Here is a 15,443-nt window from a genome sequence, read left to right as displayed (position 1 = left end):
GAGGGGCGATGCCGAGACGGAAGCAAGCGAAACGAACCACTGTGAAGGACCTACGATCGATCCTGAGGCTGACGTACGAGCAAGGCCTGTCGGTTCGGGCGATCTCGGAACGGCTGCAGATCAGCAAGACCTCGGTTGCCACCTACCTGCTGCGGGCGCGTGAAGCGGGTTTAAGCTGGCCGCTGCCGGCGATTTACGAGAGCGAGGCGGCGTTACAGCGGGCTTTGTTCCGGCGGGTCGGGCGCCCGCCTCAGGACTTGAGCGAACCCGAGTGGCCACGGGTGGCCCAGGAACTCAAGCGCAAGGGCGTGACGCTGACGCTGCTGTGGCAGGAATACCGGACGGCGCATCCCGACGGCTATGGCTACACGTGGTTCTGCGAGAGGTTTGCCGCCTACCAACGCCGGGCGAACCCGACCTTCCGCCACCGCCATGCCGCGGGTGCGGTGATGCAGACCGACTATGCCGGCCCGACGGTGGAGGTGATCGACCCGCAAACCGGCGAGGTCCGTCAGGCGCAGATATTTGTTGCGGTGCTCGGGGCCTCGTCGCTGACCTTCGCTATGGGGAGCTTCGGTCAGCGACTACCAGATTGGATCGAAGGCCAGACCCGGGCCTTGTCGTACTTCGGCGGAGTTCCCAAGGCGATCGTCTGCGACAATCTGAAGGCCGGGGTGGTCAAGGCGTTGTGGTTCGAGCCAACGCTCAACCAAACCTTTGCCGCCATGGCCGAGACTACGACACGACGATTTTGCCGACCCGCAGCCGCAAGCCGCGCGACAAGGGCAAGGTTGAAGGCGCGGTGCTGATTGTCGAGCGCTGGATTCTGGCACGGCTGCGCCATCGGCGGTTCTTCACCCTGACCGATCTCAATACCGCGATCGGCGGATTGCTGGAGGAGCTGAACAATCGGCCGATGCGCCATATCGGCAAATCCCGCCGGCAGCTGTTCGAGGAGATCGAGCGCGAGGCGCTGGCGCCGCTGCCGAGCGAGCCATTCGAATACGCCGAGTGGAAAACGGCCAAGGTACATCCCGATTATCACGTCGAAGTCGACAAGACTTTTTACTCGGTGCCGCACCGGCTGATTGGCCGTCGGGTGGACGTCCGGCTCACCTATCGGGCGGTCGAGATCTTCCAGGATCACGCGCGTGTCGCCCCATGTGCGTCGCTCTCAGCGCAGTGGGCATGTCACCGTGAACGAGCACATGCCCAAGGCCCATCAGCGTTACGCCAATATGACGCCGGCGAGCTTGATCAAGATGGCAGGGCGGATCGGCGTCAACGCCGCCATCCTGGTCGAGCGGATGATGCGTGAGCGCCCGCATCCCGAGCAGGGTTATCGCTCCGCCATGGGGATTATCGCCCTGGCGCGGCGCTACGAGCGCAGTCGGCTGGAAGCAGCATGCGAGAGGGCGCTCGCCATCAATGCGATCAGCTACTCCTCCGTGAGCGCCATCCTCAAATCCGGGCTCGACCGCGCGAGCCCCGCCGCCGAACCCGTCAAAGCCGCGCCCTCACACGCCAACATTCGTGGCGGAGCCTATTATCAATGAAGGAAAGGACCATCATGATGCTGACCCATCCGACCCTCGACGAGATGCAGGCACTCGGCCTTGCCGGAATGGCGGCGGCCTACCGGCAATTAGCCGAACAGGACAATGCCGCCGCTCTCAGCCGCGATGAGTGGCTCGGCCTGATGCTGGATCGCGAAGCCGCCATACGTGCCGACCGGCGCCTGACCAATCGGCTCGCCGCAGCCAAGCTGCGCTTCGTTGATGCCTGTATCGAAGGGATCGACTTCGCGTCCCGCCGCGGCCTTGACCGGCGCAACACCCTGCAGCTGGCACAAGGCGCCTGGCTGAAAGCCCACGAGAACCTGATCCTCACCGGTCAAACCGGCACCGGCAAAACCTGGTTGGCCTGTGCCTTCGGACGCCAGGCCGCCAGGCTCGATCATTCCGTCCTCTATCTGCGTGTGCCGCGGCTGTTCGAGGACCTCGCCATGGCCCGTCTCGATGGTCGCTTCCCGCGCCTTATCGACAAGCTGGCACGTGTTCAGTTGCTCATTCTCGACGATTGGGGAACCCACACCCTCAATGATCAGCAGCGCCTCGATCTCCTCGAAATCTTTGAAGAGCGCTACAGGCGCAAATCTACCCTCATCACCGCCCAGCTGCCCGTCGCCCAATGGCATGACATGATCGGAGAACCAACCATCGCCGACGCCATCCTCGACCGGATCATCCACAACGCCCACCGTATCGCCCTTGAAGGTGACAGCATGCGAAGGAAAAAAGTCCCGCGCCCCTTGACCGATGCCGAAAACAGCGAAACGAATACCAATTGACTTCAACAACCAGGCAACCAAAAGCCAGCGCCGCCACGCTGTCCTCGAATTAGCGAAACTGCTGTCCCTCAGTTAGCGAAACCGCTGTCCCGTTTTTGCGAAATACGCAATCGACCAGCAGACGCAGCATCATCGGGCCGATCCGGGTCGCCTCGCTGCGGATCTCCGCCGGCGTCCACTCGCCATAGCGCCGGTGGCTGGAAGGCATGTGGGCGCTGATCGTCGTGTGCCGCCCGTTGCCACTGCCGCGCATGTGCGCGGCGATACGCTCTCCCCCGAGGAAGATTTCAACCGTTCGTGCACAGATCCGCGCTTCTACCTCCCGACGGGCAAACCGATAGGGCACCGAGTAGTAGTGTCGTTCGATCTCGACATGATAGTCGAGCCCGACCCGGCATGGGCGCCATTCGGCATGGACCCACGGCTCGCCGGGAAGCGGTTTAAGATTCGGCGCATCAATTTCCTCGAACAGCTGGCGCCGCGTCCGGCCATACTGGCGCAGCACCCGTCCGTCATTGAGCTTGGCCAGCCACTCGGCGATCGCACCGTTGAGTTCGGCCAGGCAGTAAGAAGTGCGGTTGCGCAGCCGCCCCAGCAGCCTGCGCTCGACAATTCCGACGCAGGCCTCGACCTTCGCCTTATCTCTCGGGCGACGCGGACGTGCCGGCAAAATCGCAGTGCCGTAGTGCTGCGCTCGCTATAGCTGCGGTACATAGGGTCATAGAAGCAGGCCTTGATCACCGCGACCTTGGCGTTGTCGGGCACCAGCAGTTGCGTCGCGCCGCCAAAAAAGCTGTAGGCCGCGTTGTGTCCCGCGATCCAGTCGCCGAACTGCTCGGTCCAAGTCGCCAGCGCGAACGATAAGCTGGATGCGCCCATGACCGCGACGAAGATGTGCGCGTCAGGCACCTCGCCAGTCTTACGGTCAACCACCGGCACCGTGTCGCCGGCATAGTCGACAAACAATTTCTCGCCTCCGCCGTGGTGCTGACGCATCACCGGCGGCAGCCGGCCCTCCCAGTTGCGGAACAAGTCACAGAACCAGGTGGTATGTTCGCGAGCACATACTTCTCGTTATGTTGCGGCCAAATTTATGTTGTGCACGGAGCTATAATTGCGGGGAGCATGAACGCTGTCGGCATTGTTCACGCAACATAATTCGACGTCTGGATAGCGAACCATTTGCCAAATGGAGGCTCGCTATGGATCAGACGATTTATTCCATCCCCGTGACCGTGCCCCACCGTGATGACGCGCCATTCACCGACGAGCGGTACCGGTACCTTCGCCACTGTGCAAAAGCCGGCGCGACCGCAGCTTCTCTCAGGATCAAACGGAACGAGCTGTTGCGGATTGCCGCATATCTCGGTCCAAATGCTTCGGAGGGCATCGATATCGAGGCGCTGCAACGGATCGCGGCCGAGCGTCTGCGCCTGACGGGGGCTGTCACCGCAGCACGAAGAGTGGTCGACATCGGACGACCTTGGCTTCGATTTCTCGGTTGGTGGCGTGAACCGACCGTCGTGTTCCAGTACCAGAGCCAACGCGACCAGTATGTGACATGGATGCGCAATGAGCGCGGATTCACGCCATCGACGGTGGAGCAGTGGAGTCGGATGATCGGGAGGTTCCTACGCTGGTGTGATCAGATAAACCGGCAACTTAGGGACCTTCAGCCTGAGGACGTTGACGCCTATTTCGTCACCCAAGCGACGGGACGATGGTCCCGCGTTTCGGTGGCCAACACAGCCTCGGCCTTGCGGGCATTTCTGAGCTACGTGGCAAAGCGGGGAATGTGTACGGATCTAGCGGTCTCGATTTGCCGGCCTCGGCTCTATCGTCAGGAGTCGCTGCCATATGCCCCAGATTGGTGCGACGTGCAGCGCATGTTGGCCGACGCCGAGACTGACAACCCCCGGGACATCCGTGATCGTGCGATCTTGCTGTTGCTCGCGGTCTACGGGATGCGCAGCGGCGAAGTGGCGGCATTGCGCCTTGATCAGATTGACTGGGCCGGCAGGCCGCTACGGCTTTTCCGCCTGAAGCGCCGCCAGCCGCAGATCTACCCGCTGGCTCCCTCTGCGGCTGAGGCGCTCGCCCGCTACATCGACACGATGCGGCCGCTATCATCGTGCCCGGAAGTGTTCCTCTGCATGCACGCGCCCCGTCGACCGTTGAAGGCAGGGAGCATCTATGATGTCGCCAACCGCAGATTTGTTGCACTTGGAATCGACGCCGCCCACCGCGGTGGCCATGCGTTGCGCCACGCCTACGCCTCCCGGCTTCTTGCCGAAGGTCTGTCGATAAAGGAGATCGGGGACCATTTGGGACATCGCCGCGCGGCGTCAACCAGCATCTACGCCAAGGTGAACATGCAGGCGCTTCGCGAGGTCGGAGCGTTCGACCTGGGAGGCCTCCAATGATGCTGACCCATGTTGTCGACGCTTATCTGGCCAAGCAGCGGTCACTGGGGGCGCGTTTCGAGTCCGCTGAGGTTCTGCTCCGCAGGTTCTGCCGAGCGATGGGCAATCGAGATGTCGACGAAGTCACCCCAGAGGCGGTAGCCGAGCTCCTCCAAGGCAAAGGATCGCTCAGTGCCACCTGGATGCTGCGATATAGGGTTTGAGCGGCCTTTATAGATTCGCCATCAGTCGCGGGTACGCGGCATCCTCGCCACTGCCGACAATGTTGCCAAAGCTGCCGCCGCAGCAAACGCCTTATGTTTATTCCACGGAAGAGCTCCGCCGCCTGTTGGACGCGACCTCGATCCTGAAGGTTGGGCATTGCCCTCACGTGCCAGCTATGTACCGTACGCTCCTCTTGTTGCTGTACGGAAGCGGCATGCGCATTGGCGAGGCGCTTCGTTTGGTCTTGCAAGACGTGGATCTGACTGATCAGGTCATCACCGTCCGTGACACGAAGTTCTTCAAAACGCGCCTCGTGCCAATCGGACCAAAGCTCAACCAGGAACTGGTCGAGTACGTCGAGCGCCGTCGCCGGCTTCCTCTGCCGCGCGGGCAAGAATCTCCATTAATTCACTACGCGCGGCAGTCGGCGGTGGCACTATGTGCGGGTCATCTCCTGGTTTCAGCATGTCCGCCGAGCAGCCGGAATCAGTTGCCCTGTCGGCGAGCCTCGACCTCCACGGCTGCACGATATTCGCCACACAGCCGCGGTGCACCGGGTGATCGCATGGTATCGCTCCGGCCAGGAAGTGCAGCGACTGCTTCCGCAACTCGCAACCTACCTTGGCCACATCGATATCCGTTCAACCCAGCGCTATTTGCAGATGACGCCGGATCTCCTCCAGGCGGCCAGCGAGCGCTTTGCTCTGTACGCGATGGAGGCCGACCATGAAGGATAAGAGCCTGCTCGGTCCGTGGATCCGGCGGTTCTTGCTGGAACATCTGGTCGCCGAGCGCAATCTCTCCCACAACACCCAAGCCAGCTACCGCGACACGCTGACATTGTTGCTGCCGTTTGCTAGCAAGCAGGGAGGCTGCGCCATCGATCGCATGACCGTGGAAGAGCTGACGCCGGAAGTCGTCCGCAAGTTTCTGGACCACCTGGAGCGCGATCGCCAATGCAGCGAGGTTACCCGCAACCAACGGCTGGCGACCATCCATTCACTGGCGCGCTTTATCGGCACGCATTCGCCGGTCCACCTGGCCTGGTGTTCCGAGATACAGGCAGTGCCGTTCAAGAAGACGGCCAAGACCGCGATCGGATACCTCGAAAAGGCCGAGATGGACGCGTTGCTAAACCAACCTGACAGACGCACGAGTCTTGGGGTGCGCGACTATGTTCTGCTGCTTTTCGTATACAACAGCGGTGCTCGCGCCGATGAGGCCGCAAGATTGACGATCGGCAATCTCCAACTGGGTGCGTCCCCGTCAGTGCGACTTCACGGCAAGGGAAACAAGGTTAGAATCTGTCCATTGTGGTCAACGACGGCAACCTCGTTGACTCGTCTTGTGGCCGACCGGAACAAAAGTGAAGCGGTCTTTCTCGGCAGGACGAACCAGCCTTTGACGCGCTTCGGAATACACCGTCTCGTGACCCAATATGCCGTCCGGATGCTCCGCAATGTACTCGTCCCACAGCACCTGCAAGGTCACGTGCTTGCGCTTGAGCTCGCGGGCAATAACGGACCAGTCAGGCTCGGCCACCTTGCGGCGACCCGACTTCACGCCAGGCACCCCGTACAGCAGTTGCTCCAGCTAGGCGTCGCTTATCGCTTCCGGGACTGGCCATGCCAGACCCGTGCGCGCAAAGCGCTTCAGCGTGTCACGGACCGTCGTGGCCCGACGCCGACGCGCTCGCCAATCACGCGCGTCGAGAGCCCAGTTTCAAGGCTCAACCCCACAATTTCGCGCACCTGGCGCATGATAACCCTCCTCGTCCGCATCCAATTCTCCCAGCTGGTTCCAGCCGAAGAAATGGCCCTACGATCGGGCCTCACACCATCCGAAACTGCGCGCGATCAAATCGGAATGCTGCGCGGAGAATGCTCGGAACGCTGCGCGCGATCATTTCGGAACCCCGCGCGCCATCAAATCCGTACGGTGCGCACCATCATCTCGGAATCCGCAGTGATCGGGTCGGCATAGTTTGTCTTGCTCCGTTCAACTGCGGAGGTGGACATGATCACAGAAGAGTATTTGGGCAAGAGCCGAGATTCGGCCGCTTGGAGATTGGGCGCCCGGGCAGCTCGTCGAGATCTATGCGGCCCGTCTCGTTAACGACGGGCTCGCTGGCCACTGCAGTAGGAATGTCTGAACTTGGTCGACGATCTCTTCAGCTGGACTAAAAAGACGGCCTGAATCTAACCGATCTTGATGAGCGCGTGGCTGAACGGTACCTTAAAGTACCGGACGAGGAAGCGGCGCATCCAGCGGCATTCGCGATGCTGCCGATGCGCTGGCTCGAAGCGCGGACGCGAGAAGCGCGTTTGGCCGCACCATAGTCATTCACTGGAGGCCAAGACGCCTAAGAAGATGCCCCAACTACTGAACGGGCGTTGACGAGCACCGTATTTACTTCGATTTCGCTTTGATGTCTGCGCAAGGCGCTACCTGCTAAGGCATTGTCTGCGTACCAGCTCGATGAACTGATCGACCTCTGCATCCGTAGAGTCGAAGTGAGTCACCAAACGGATGATGTTGCCGGGACGACGATCGAAGCGCGCGCGGGTCGCTATGAGCGATTCGACCACCTGCTCCGGCATCGAGGCGAATACGAGGTTGGCCTGAACGGGTGATACTAAGTGCACTCCAGGTAGCCTCGCGAGACCCTCCCCGAGGCGGCGGGCACGACTGTTCGCGGCGGCCGCCAGCCGCAGATACAGATTGTCCTCAGTATAGGCGATGAGCTGCGCGGCGGCGAAACGCATCTTTGACCAGGTCTGCCCTGCACGGCGTAGCCGATACGAAAGCGGCTCGGCCAGTGCTCGGTTGAACACTACGATGGCGTCCGTTGTCATCGCGCCGTTTTTGGTCGCCCCCAACGAGAGGATGTCGACACCGCGGCGCCATGTCGCCTCGGCCGGTGTGCATCCAAGGGTGACGAGGGAATTCGCGAACCGCGCACCATCGACGTGGAACTGGATGCCGGCGTCGCGGGCACTCTCGCCAATCGCGGCGATCTCGTCGAGCGTGTAGACGGTCCCATACTCGGTCGCTTGCGTGATCGACACCGCATCGGGCTGCGGAGCGTAGCGCGCGCCGCGCTCAGCGCGCCGCAGCGCTTCAGCCAGCGCCGTCAGTTCCAGCTTGCAATCATGGCCGGCTAGAGTAATGAGTTTTGCTCCGCCGGTGAAAGCCTCCGTGGCGCCGCCTTCGGTCTTGTGAATGTGCGCTAGCTCGTGGCAATAGATACCACCCCATGGGCGCGCGATGCTGGCGAGGGACAATGCATTAGCAGCCGTCCCAGTAGACACGGGGAAGACGAGGACGTCCGTCTCGAACATATCCGAGAACTTGCGCTGGAGCAGCGCACTCCATTCGTCTTTGCCGTAAGGAGCCACGCTACCGTGATTCGCAGACGCAAGCGCGCGCAAGATTTCGGGCGCGACAGGTGCGACGTTGTCGCTGTGGAAATTGAACGAGATAGAACCCTGGGTCTCGCTCACGCCCATTTACCCAACCTCGTCGTGCTTATGCGCTCGCTTGTCTTCTGCATTCTGCTATCTTGCGCGGGAATCATTGCAATTCCTCCATATCGTCCACCGCGCTCCGGATCACGCGGTTAGAGAGGTGCTGCGCCTGTGAGTTTTGCCCGATGCCGGCCAAACTCCATCAGGGGAGTATTGTCCGAATGCAGCACCGCGGGCGAGAGTCATGTCGCCCGTGGCCTCGCGCCGTCGCTGGTGATCCCGACAAGTACTGCGTCCAGCGCGAAATCTACGGGCTCAGACGAGGCGTAAGCGCTTGAAATAAGTTTGTAGCAACAGCATGTCTTCTGCTCGAGGCACTTGCGTTCATCTATCTGCAAGACGCCGCGTGTCTTGCGAATCATCCTTTGTTCTTCGAATCGGATCAGCGTCTCTGTTACTCCAGCGCGGCGCAACGCCAAAACCGACGAAAGATAGTCGTGGGTAACTGGGAGCACATTAGCGTTAAGAGCATCGCTCGCCAAACAGAGCCAAGAGGCGAGCCGCTGCTCGCGATCATGCCGAACGCCGCACAATCCTGTCTGGGCGCAATGCAAGGCCAGTGCTTGAACGTACCGAAAGAGATGTTCTCGGATTTCAGGCCGGTCGTTCATCACCCGACGCAAATCCTCGATGCGGATCCTCAGCGCACTTCCAGGAAAGAGCACAACGGATTGGTAGGTTGAAAGATGTGCTCCCAATAAGAGCGAGGCGCCGACCGCGCCGCGATATCCTATCACGGCCGTTTCGAGGATGCTTCCCGGTGCGACAATCCGTAACGAGACCAGACCCGTCTCGATGAAATAGACGTGATCGGGATGCCTTCTCGGCTCCTGCAGAACCATACGTTCTCTCAGGACGATCGGTTCCAGAAACTCCCCTATTGCCGCGAGGTCTTGCAGCGAGAGACCCGCAAGAATCGAATTTTTGACAAAGAACCGCGCATTAGGACGCATGGTACCGGCCCGTCCAAGTTTTATCCCATCGACATATGTTGACATTGCTGCCGTTAGCAGCCGAGTTCTTTGAACTACTGACCTTTAGGGGCCTGTCGTGGTCGCCAACAGAGCTCCTTGCCACGACCGGTAGCCGCACGATTCGTGAAATCGTGCTGTCCTTCGTCAAACATGATGATTCGCGACCTTGCCGCCGGCAGCAAATCGCGCCTCGATCAGGTCTGCAGAAAGATCGTCGGATCATTGCCGGATCTCTGGATTTTGTCGTCGCGCCGGCGCTGATGCTGCATTCAAGAAAGCATGCAGCAATTTGCGACCTTATTTCACCCACTATTCCACATGAGATTGATAGTTGCAATAGTACGCAGTGCTGTATACAGTATGATTTCGGTGGCGCCGGCCTGCGATGGCGACCTTTGCTACGTTGAAGGAGGATCTGTGAGAGCTCTATTTGTCGACGCGAACGACACCCTGGCGGCGGTGACCGAAAAGCTGCTCCGCCCGCAAAACCTGCAGGTCGGCATCAACCGCAACCCAAATATCAAGTCCGACGACATGCCAAGTCTCCTCGACGGCGTCGAGATCATGATCGTCGACCACACGGCGGTGCCGACAGCAATTGCCGCGCGATGCGCGAGTCTCAAGCACGTTGTCTTCCTCGGCACCGGCGCGCGTAGCTACATGAACCCGGAAGAGTTGAGTGGACACGGCATCAGCGTCCACACGATTAAGGGTTATGGCGACACCGCGGTCGCTGAGTGCGCCATCGCGCTAATGTGGGCGTCGGCCAAGAGATTCGGGGAGATGGACCGCGGTATGCGCGAGGGGAACTGGCTCCGTCGGGACGCCGTCCAACTCACCGGAAAGACACTTGGGTTGATCGGCTTCGGCGCTATTGCAGCGGAAGCCGCGCGCCTGGCGCTCGGCTGCGGCATGAAGGTGGTAGCCTGGAATAGGACGCCGAGGACGCATCAGGATATCGAGTTCTTGCCGCTAGAACAGTTGCTCGCGGAGAGTCACGTCGTCTCCGTTCATCTGCTTCTCAACGACGATACCAAGAATTTTCTCTCGCGCGAGCGTATCGCGATGATGCGACCTGGTGCCATTCTGATCAACACGGCCCGCGGCGCGCTGGTCGAGGAGGGCGCCATGATTGACGCGCTGCGGTCGGGCCACATTTCACACGCCGGTCTTGACGTCTTCACTGTCGAGCCGTTGCCGGCCGACCATCCGCTCACCAAACTGCCCAACGTAACATTGTCGGCGCACTCGGCGTTCCGCACGCCGGAAGCGAGCGAGAACCTGATTGGGGCTGCGCTCGAACATTGCCGCCGCATCATTGCCACCGGCCGCTAACGCATCAGGACATGCTATGTCTGACATCATTCGCATCGATCAGAACGCGCGACGCAGCCGGGCCACCGTAGTGGGCAATCTGGTCTTTCTGGCCGGACAGGTCGCTGACAACAAGAGCGGCGACATCGTCCAGCAGACGCGCGAGGTGCTGACGAAGGTCGATGCCATGCTTGCGCGGGCAGGCACTGACAAGTCGCGACTGCTCAATGTGCAGATCTGGCTCAAGAGCATGGACGATTTCGATGCCATGAACGCCGTCTACGATGCCTGGGTCGTGCCCGGCAGCGCGCCGACGCGCGCCTGCGGCAGGGTTGATCTCGCGGATCCTGCCTGGCGCATCGAACTCATTGCAATCGCCGCCGCGCCGATGACGCTCGTATGATCGGATGGCCATCCCAGCGGTGCGTCCCGTGATAGTCCGCGCTTCGCGAACGGGCTTCCGCTCTGCCCAGCGGCTTGCCCACATCGAAGTTTCGGAGATTCTCAAGATCGGCGCGGCCGCGCAACGGCTGAAGCGCGAAGGTCGGCCGGTGATCGTGCTCGGTGCCGGTGAACCCGACTTCGACACGCCTGACCACGTCAAGGATGCGGCGGAGCGCGCCATTCGCGCCGGCCAGACCAAATATACCGTCCTCGACGGCGCGCCGGAGCTTAAGGTTGCTATTGCAGAAAAGTTTCGTCGCGAAAACGGTCTTGACTATGGCACCGATGAGATAACGGTCGGGGCGGGCGCCAAGCAAGTGATCCACAACGCCTTCATGGCAACGCTAAACCCGGGAGACGAGGTCATTCTTCCCGCGCCCTACTGGACGAGCTATGCCGACATGGTGCGGATCGCGGACGCTACGCCGGCCGAGGTAGCGTGCCGCGAGGAGAACGGTTTTCGACTGGGTGCTGACGATCTCGAACGCGCAATCACGCGGCGCACACGCTGGCTCCTATTAAATTCACCATCCAATCCTACGGGCGCTGCCTATTCGGAGACGCAGTGGCGCCCGATCCTCAATGTGCTGAAGCGCCATCCGCATGTCTGGCTGATCGCGGACGACATTTACGAGCATCTCGTTTACGATGGGATGTCCCACGTCACGGCCGTCGCTCTTGAGCCGAGCCTAAAAGACCGCACGCTCACCGTTAACGGCGTCTCCAAAGCCTATGCCATGACCGGCTGGCGCATTGGCTATGGCGGTGGCCCGCGCGAATTGATCGCGGCCATGGCAGTGGTGCAGAGCCAGAGCACGACCAATCCGTCGTCCGTCAGCCAAGCCGCCGCGATTGCGGCGTTGACCGGTCCGCAGGATTTTCTGATGGAGCGGCGCGCCGCTTTCCAGCGCCGTCGCGACCTCGTGGTCCAAGGCTTGAACGGCATCGACGGAATCCGCTGTCGCCAGCCGGAAGGGGCGTTCTACGTCTTTGCGAGCTGCGCTGGCCTGATTGGCCGCCGCACGCCGACAGGTGTGGCAATCGGCAGCGATAGCGCCTTTTGCCATTATCTCCTGGAACATCACGATGTCGCCGTTGTGCCGGGAAGCTGTTTCGGTCTTGCACCGCATGTCCGTCTGTCCTACGCCACCTCAGAGCAAAACTTGCGCGAAGCGATGAAACGCATTGCCAATGCCTGCAGGGAGCTGTCATGACTATTCGGAACGCCCGTACCGGCGGCCAGATTCTCATCGACCAACTCGTTGCACAGGGCGTCGAGCGCGTCACCTGCGTGCCGGGCGAGAGCTATCTCGCAGCGCTTGACGCGCTGCATGACAGCCGGATCGACGTCATGATCTGCCGTGCCGAGGGCGGGGCGGCGATGATGGCTGAAGCCTACGGCAAGCTCACCGGGCGGCCCGGCATTTGCTTCGTAACCCGTGGTCCCGGCTCGACCAATGCCAGCCATGGCGTCCATATCGCGATGCAGGACTCCACCCCGATGATCCTGTTCGTCGGCCAAGTCGACACCGGCATGCGTGAACGCGAAGCGTTTCAGGAGCTCGACTACAAGGCCGTGTTCGGCACGATGGCAAAATGGGCAGTCGAGATCGACCGCCCCGACCGCATTCCGGAGCTGGTGGCGCGCGCGTTCCGCGTGGCGCTGCAGGGCCGGCCGGGGCCCGTCGTCATCTCGCTGCCCGAAAACATGTTGACCGAAACGGCCGCGGTCGCCGATGCGCCGCGCGTTGAGCCCGCTATCAGCTGGCCGGCGCCAGCCGATCTCGAGCGCCTCGCGGCGATGATCGCAAATGCAAAAGCGCCGATTGCCATTCTCGGCGGCTCGGGTTGGACGGCGGAATCGGCTGCTGGCGTCGCGCGCCTTGCCGAACGGTTCGATCTGCCGGTCGCAACCTCCTTCCGGCGCGCTTCGCTGATTGATGCCGATCATTCGCACTATGCCGGCGACCTCGGCATCGGCCCGAGCCCCAATCTGAAAGCGCGGGTCACCGGCGCCGACGTCATTCTCCTGATCGGTGGCCGGCTGTCGGAAATGCCATCCGCGTCCTACACGCTGCTCGACATCCCCGTGCCGAGCCAAAAGCTCATCCATGTCCACCCGGGTTCGGAAGAAGTCGGCCGCGTCTACCAGCCGGCACTGGCAATCCAGGCCGCGCCAGCCGCGTTCGCGGCAGCCGTCGAGTCGCTGAAGCCCACGACCACTCCGACCTGGAAAGGCGAGGCGGCCAAAGCGCATGCGGATTATCTCGCCTGGACCGAAACGCCGCGCGAGCTGCCGGGCCCATTCCAATATGGCAAGGTCGTCACTTGGCTGCGCGACCGGCTGCCGAAGGATGCGATCGTCTGCAACGGCGCCGGCAATTATGCCGGCTGGCTGCATCGCCACCACCGCTTCCATACCTTCGCCGCACAGCTCGCGCCGACTTCGGGCTCGATGGACTATGGCGTACCGGCGGCGGTACTTGCGAAACGGCAGTTCCCGGATCGCGTCGTCGTGGCGTTTGCCGGCGACGGATGCTTCCTGATGAACGGCCAGGAGTTCGCCACTGCCGTGCAATACGATGCCGCCATCATCGTGATCGTCATCGACAACGCGCAGTACGGCACCATCCGCATGCACCAGGAGCGTGACTACCCAGGCCGCGTCATTGGCACGCAGCTGAGGAACCCGGACTTTGCGCTTTACGCGAAAGCTTTCGGTGGCCACGGCGAACAGGTCGAGCGGACGGAAGAGTTCGCGCCGGCGTTCGAGCGCGCGCTCGCTTCCGGCAAGCCGGCGATCCTGCATTGCCTGCTTGATCCGCGGGCGATTTCGGTCGCCAAGAATTTTGTTCCGCAGGAAAAGACCAGCTGATGACAGCATCAACATGCCGCCACGTCGTCATCATCGGAGCCGGCGCCGTCGGCGTGATCAGCGCGATCGAGACACTGCGGGAGGGCCATCGCGTCACGCTGCTCGAGCCCGGTGAACCTGGCGGTACGCAGGCAGCCAGCTATGGTAATGCCGGCTGGCTATCCTCGCATTCGGTGATCCCGCCGGCAGAGCCGGGCATCTGGAAGAAGGTGCCCGGCTATTTGATGGACCCACATGGGCCACTCGCCATCCGCTGGTCCTATCTACCCAAAGCCTCACCTTGGCTGATCAAGTATTTGCTCTCGGGTTGGACCGAAGCGCGCGTCGAAAAGACCGCGTGGGCGCTGCGCGATCTTTTGAAGGATGCGCCGGCGCTGCATAAAAAGCTTGCGGAGGAAGCCGGTGTGCCTGACTTGATTGAGTGCAACGGCGTCATGCATGTCTTTCCCTCGCGCGAGAATTTTGATGGCGATCTCGGCTGGCGCATCCGCAAGCGCGTCGGCATCCAATGGATCGAGCTAAACGCCGATGACATGCGTCAACGCGAACCCGACCTCACTCCGCGCTACACGTTCGGCGTGCTCGTGGAAGAGGCCGGGCGCTGCCGTGATCCAGGCGCCTATATCGCGGCCCTCGCGAACCATGCGGTTTCAAGTGGCGCCGAGCTTGTGCGCGCCAAGGCGACCGGGCTCAAGCTGAATGGCAACAAACTGGTGGCCGTCTTAACCGAGCAGGGCGAGATTGCCTGCGATGCCGCAGTAATTGCCGCAGGTGCCCGCTCCAAGCAGCTGGTGGCATCCGTCGGCGATCCGCTGCCGCTCGAGACCGAGCGCGGCTATCACGTCATGATCGAGAATCCTGAGTCCGGTCCGCGCTCGTCGATATCAGCATCCGACGCCAAGGTCGTCGTGAACTGGACAAACAAGGGCCTACGCGTCACCGGAACCGTCGAGATCGCCGGGCTGGATGCGGAGCCGAACTGGAATCGTGCCGAGATCTTGCGTGATAGTCTCATCAGCATGTTTCCCAAGCTGCCGACAATAACTCCTCCGTCGCGGATCAAAACCTGGCTCGGTCATCGCCCGAGCATGCCAGACGGCCGCCCCTGCATCGGCTATGCGCGCGCCTCGCAAGACATCGTTTACGCCTTCGGCCACGGCCATGTCGGCTTGGTTGGCTCTGCCCGGACAGGTCGGCTCGTCGCGCAGCTTCTGAGCGGCAAGGAGCCGGAGATTGCACTTCAACCCTTCGCGCCCAGCCGCTTTCTTTGATCTTCATTACATTGCGGCGCGACCTCATGGTTCTTGCATGTGTCACGGCCGAAGCTGCTCA

At 61.5% G+C, this 15,443-nt stretch carries 11 protein-coding genes and 3 pseudogenes; 11 read left to right on the top strand and 3 right to left on the bottom strand.

Features of this window, described 5'->3' with window-relative positions; all coding sequences use genetic code 11:
* Window positions 1-8: 8 nt before the first annotated feature.
* A pseudogene (gene istA / locus RX331_RS25400) lies at window positions 9-1,556 on the top strand (IS21 family transposase).
* 17 nt (window positions 1,557-1,573) lie between these two features.
* The gene (gene istB, locus RX331_RS25395; RefSeq protein WP_317258244.1) at window positions 1,574-2,350 is read left to right on the top strand and encodes an IS21-like element helper ATPase IstB; all 777 of its coding nucleotides are present in this window, start codon (window positions 1,574-1,576) and stop codon (window positions 2,348-2,350) included.
* A 136-nt stretch (window positions 2,351-2,486) separates the two neighbouring features.
* Here the strand turns inward: istB and istA (RX331_RS25390) are convergent.
* A pseudogene (istA, locus tag RX331_RS25390) lies at window positions 2,487-3,391 on the bottom strand (IS21 family transposase); the annotation flags it as partial.
* Between the two features lie 161 nt (window positions 3,392-3,552).
* On the opposite strand from istA (RX331_RS25390), the gene RX331_RS25385 reads away from it, so the two are divergent.
* The 4 genes and pseudogenes from RX331_RS25385 (at window position 3,553) to RX331_RS25375 (ending at window position 6,960) form a co-directional block, all read left to right on the top strand.
* Window positions 3,553-4,773: a tyrosine-type recombinase/integrase gene (locus RX331_RS25385; RefSeq protein ID WP_317252556.1), complete on the top strand. Its 1,221-nt coding sequence runs from the start codon at window positions 3,553-3,555 to the stop codon at window positions 4,771-4,773.
* A gap of 262 nt (window positions 4,774-5,035) precedes the next feature.
* Window positions 5,036-5,284, top strand: a pseudogene (locus RX331_RS39010) (tyrosine-type recombinase/integrase); the annotation flags it as partial.
* A 133-nt stretch (window positions 5,285-5,417) separates the two neighbouring features.
* Entirely contained in the window at window positions 5,418-5,714 is a 297-nt protein-coding gene (locus RX331_RS25380; RefSeq protein WP_317252454.1) for a hypothetical protein, read from the top strand.
* Window positions 5,704-6,960, top strand: a complete 1,257-nt coding sequence (locus RX331_RS25375; protein ID WP_317252555.1) for a tyrosine-type recombinase/integrase — start codon at window positions 5,704-5,706, stop codon at window positions 6,958-6,960. The genes RX331_RS25380 and RX331_RS25375 overlap by 11 nt, the downstream gene beginning before the upstream one ends.
* 461 nt (window positions 6,961-7,421) lie before the next feature.
* Here the strand turns inward: RX331_RS25375 and RX331_RS25370 are convergent, their stop codons facing one another.
* Together RX331_RS25370 and RX331_RS25365 are read right to left on the bottom strand one after the other, a co-directional pair.
* Window positions 7,422-8,486, bottom strand: coding sequence for a threonine aldolase family protein (locus RX331_RS25370; protein ID WP_317252554.1), 1,065 nt, complete (start codon window positions 8,484-8,486; stop codon window positions 7,422-7,424).
* Between the two features lie 200 nt (window positions 8,487-8,686).
* Window positions 8,687-9,502, bottom strand: coding sequence for a Crp/Fnr family transcriptional regulator (locus RX331_RS25365; protein ID WP_317252553.1), 816 nt, complete (start codon window positions 9,500-9,502; stop codon window positions 8,687-8,689).
* Between the two features lie 393 nt (window positions 9,503-9,895).
* Here RX331_RS25365 and RX331_RS25360 point away from each other — a divergent pair, with 393 nt between their 5' ends.
* From RX331_RS25360 to RX331_RS25340, 5 genes are read left to right on the top strand one after another with little or no spacing between them, the layout of a single operon-like run.
* On the top strand, window positions 9,896-10,813 hold the full coding sequence (locus tag RX331_RS25360) for an NAD(P)-dependent oxidoreductase (protein ID WP_317258243.1): 918 nt from the start codon (window positions 9,896-9,898) through the stop codon (window positions 10,811-10,813).
* 16 nt (window positions 10,814-10,829) lie between these two features.
* Window positions 10,830-11,195 (top strand): RidA family protein, encoded by a 366-nt coding sequence (locus RX331_RS25355; RefSeq protein ID WP_317252552.1) that lies wholly within the window; start codon window positions 10,830-10,832, stop codon window positions 11,193-11,195.
* Between the two features lie 4 nt (window positions 11,196-11,199).
* Window positions 11,200-12,450 carry a pyridoxal phosphate-dependent aminotransferase gene (locus tag RX331_RS25350; RefSeq protein WP_317252551.1) on the top strand — a complete coding sequence of 417 codons (1,251 nt, stop codon included), beginning with the start codon at window positions 11,200-11,202 and terminating at the stop codon, window positions 12,448-12,450.
* Window positions 12,447-14,111 carry a thiamine pyrophosphate-binding protein gene (locus RX331_RS25345; RefSeq protein ID WP_317252550.1) on the top strand — a complete coding sequence of 555 codons (1,665 nt, stop codon included), beginning with the start codon at window positions 12,447-12,449 and terminating at the stop codon, window positions 14,109-14,111. The genes RX331_RS25350 and RX331_RS25345 overlap by 4 nt, the downstream gene beginning before the upstream one ends.
* A complete protein-coding gene (locus RX331_RS25340; RefSeq protein ID WP_317252549.1) occupies window positions 14,111-15,382 on the top strand; it encodes an FAD-binding oxidoreductase in 1,272 nt (423 codons plus the stop codon). Before RX331_RS25345 ends, RX331_RS25340 begins: the two co-directional genes overlap by 1 nt.
* Window positions 15,383-15,443 lie beyond the last annotated feature (61 nt).

It is taken from the genome of Bradyrhizobium sp. BWA-3-5, assembly GCF_032917985.1.
Taxonomy (GTDB): domain Bacteria; phylum Pseudomonadota; class Alphaproteobacteria; order Rhizobiales; family Xanthobacteraceae; genus Bradyrhizobium.
The sequence above is the reverse complement of the archived record's forward strand: the minus strand, read 5'-3'. Positions and strand labels throughout refer to the sequence as shown.

What these genes read in the sequence shown, in the direction of transcription:
- istB (WP_317258244.1), top strand. Translation starts at nt 1,574, where the DNA reads ATGCTGACCCATCCGACCCTCGACGAGATGCAGGCACTCGGCCTTGCC.
- RX331_RS25385 (WP_317252556.1), top strand. Translation starts at nt 3,553, where the DNA reads ATGGATCAGACGATTTATTCCATCCCCGTGACCGTGCCCCACCGTGAT.
- RX331_RS25375 (WP_317252555.1), top strand. Translation starts at nt 5,704, where the DNA reads ATGAAGGATAAGAGCCTGCTCGGTCCGTGGATCCGGCGGTTCTTGCTG.
- RX331_RS25370 (WP_317252554.1), bottom strand. Translation starts at nt 8,486, where the DNA reads ATGGGCGTGAGCGAGACCCAGGGTTCTATCTCGTTCAATTTCCACAGC.
- RX331_RS25365 (WP_317252553.1), bottom strand. Translation starts at nt 9,502, where the DNA reads ATGTCAACATATGTCGATGGGATAAAACTTGGACGGGCCGGTACCATG.
- RX331_RS25355 (WP_317252552.1), top strand. Translation starts at nt 10,830, where the DNA reads ATGTCTGACATCATTCGCATCGATCAGAACGCGCGACGCAGCCGGGCC.
- RX331_RS25350 (WP_317252551.1), top strand. Translation starts at nt 11,200, where the DNA reads ATGGCCATCCCAGCGGTGCGTCCCGTGATAGTCCGCGCTTCGCGAACG.
- RX331_RS25345 (WP_317252550.1), top strand. Translation starts at nt 12,447, where the DNA reads ATGACTATTCGGAACGCCCGTACCGGCGGCCAGATTCTCATCGACCAA.
- RX331_RS25340 (WP_317252549.1), top strand. Translation starts at nt 14,111, where the DNA reads ATGACAGCATCAACATGCCGCCACGTCGTCATCATCGGAGCCGGCGCC.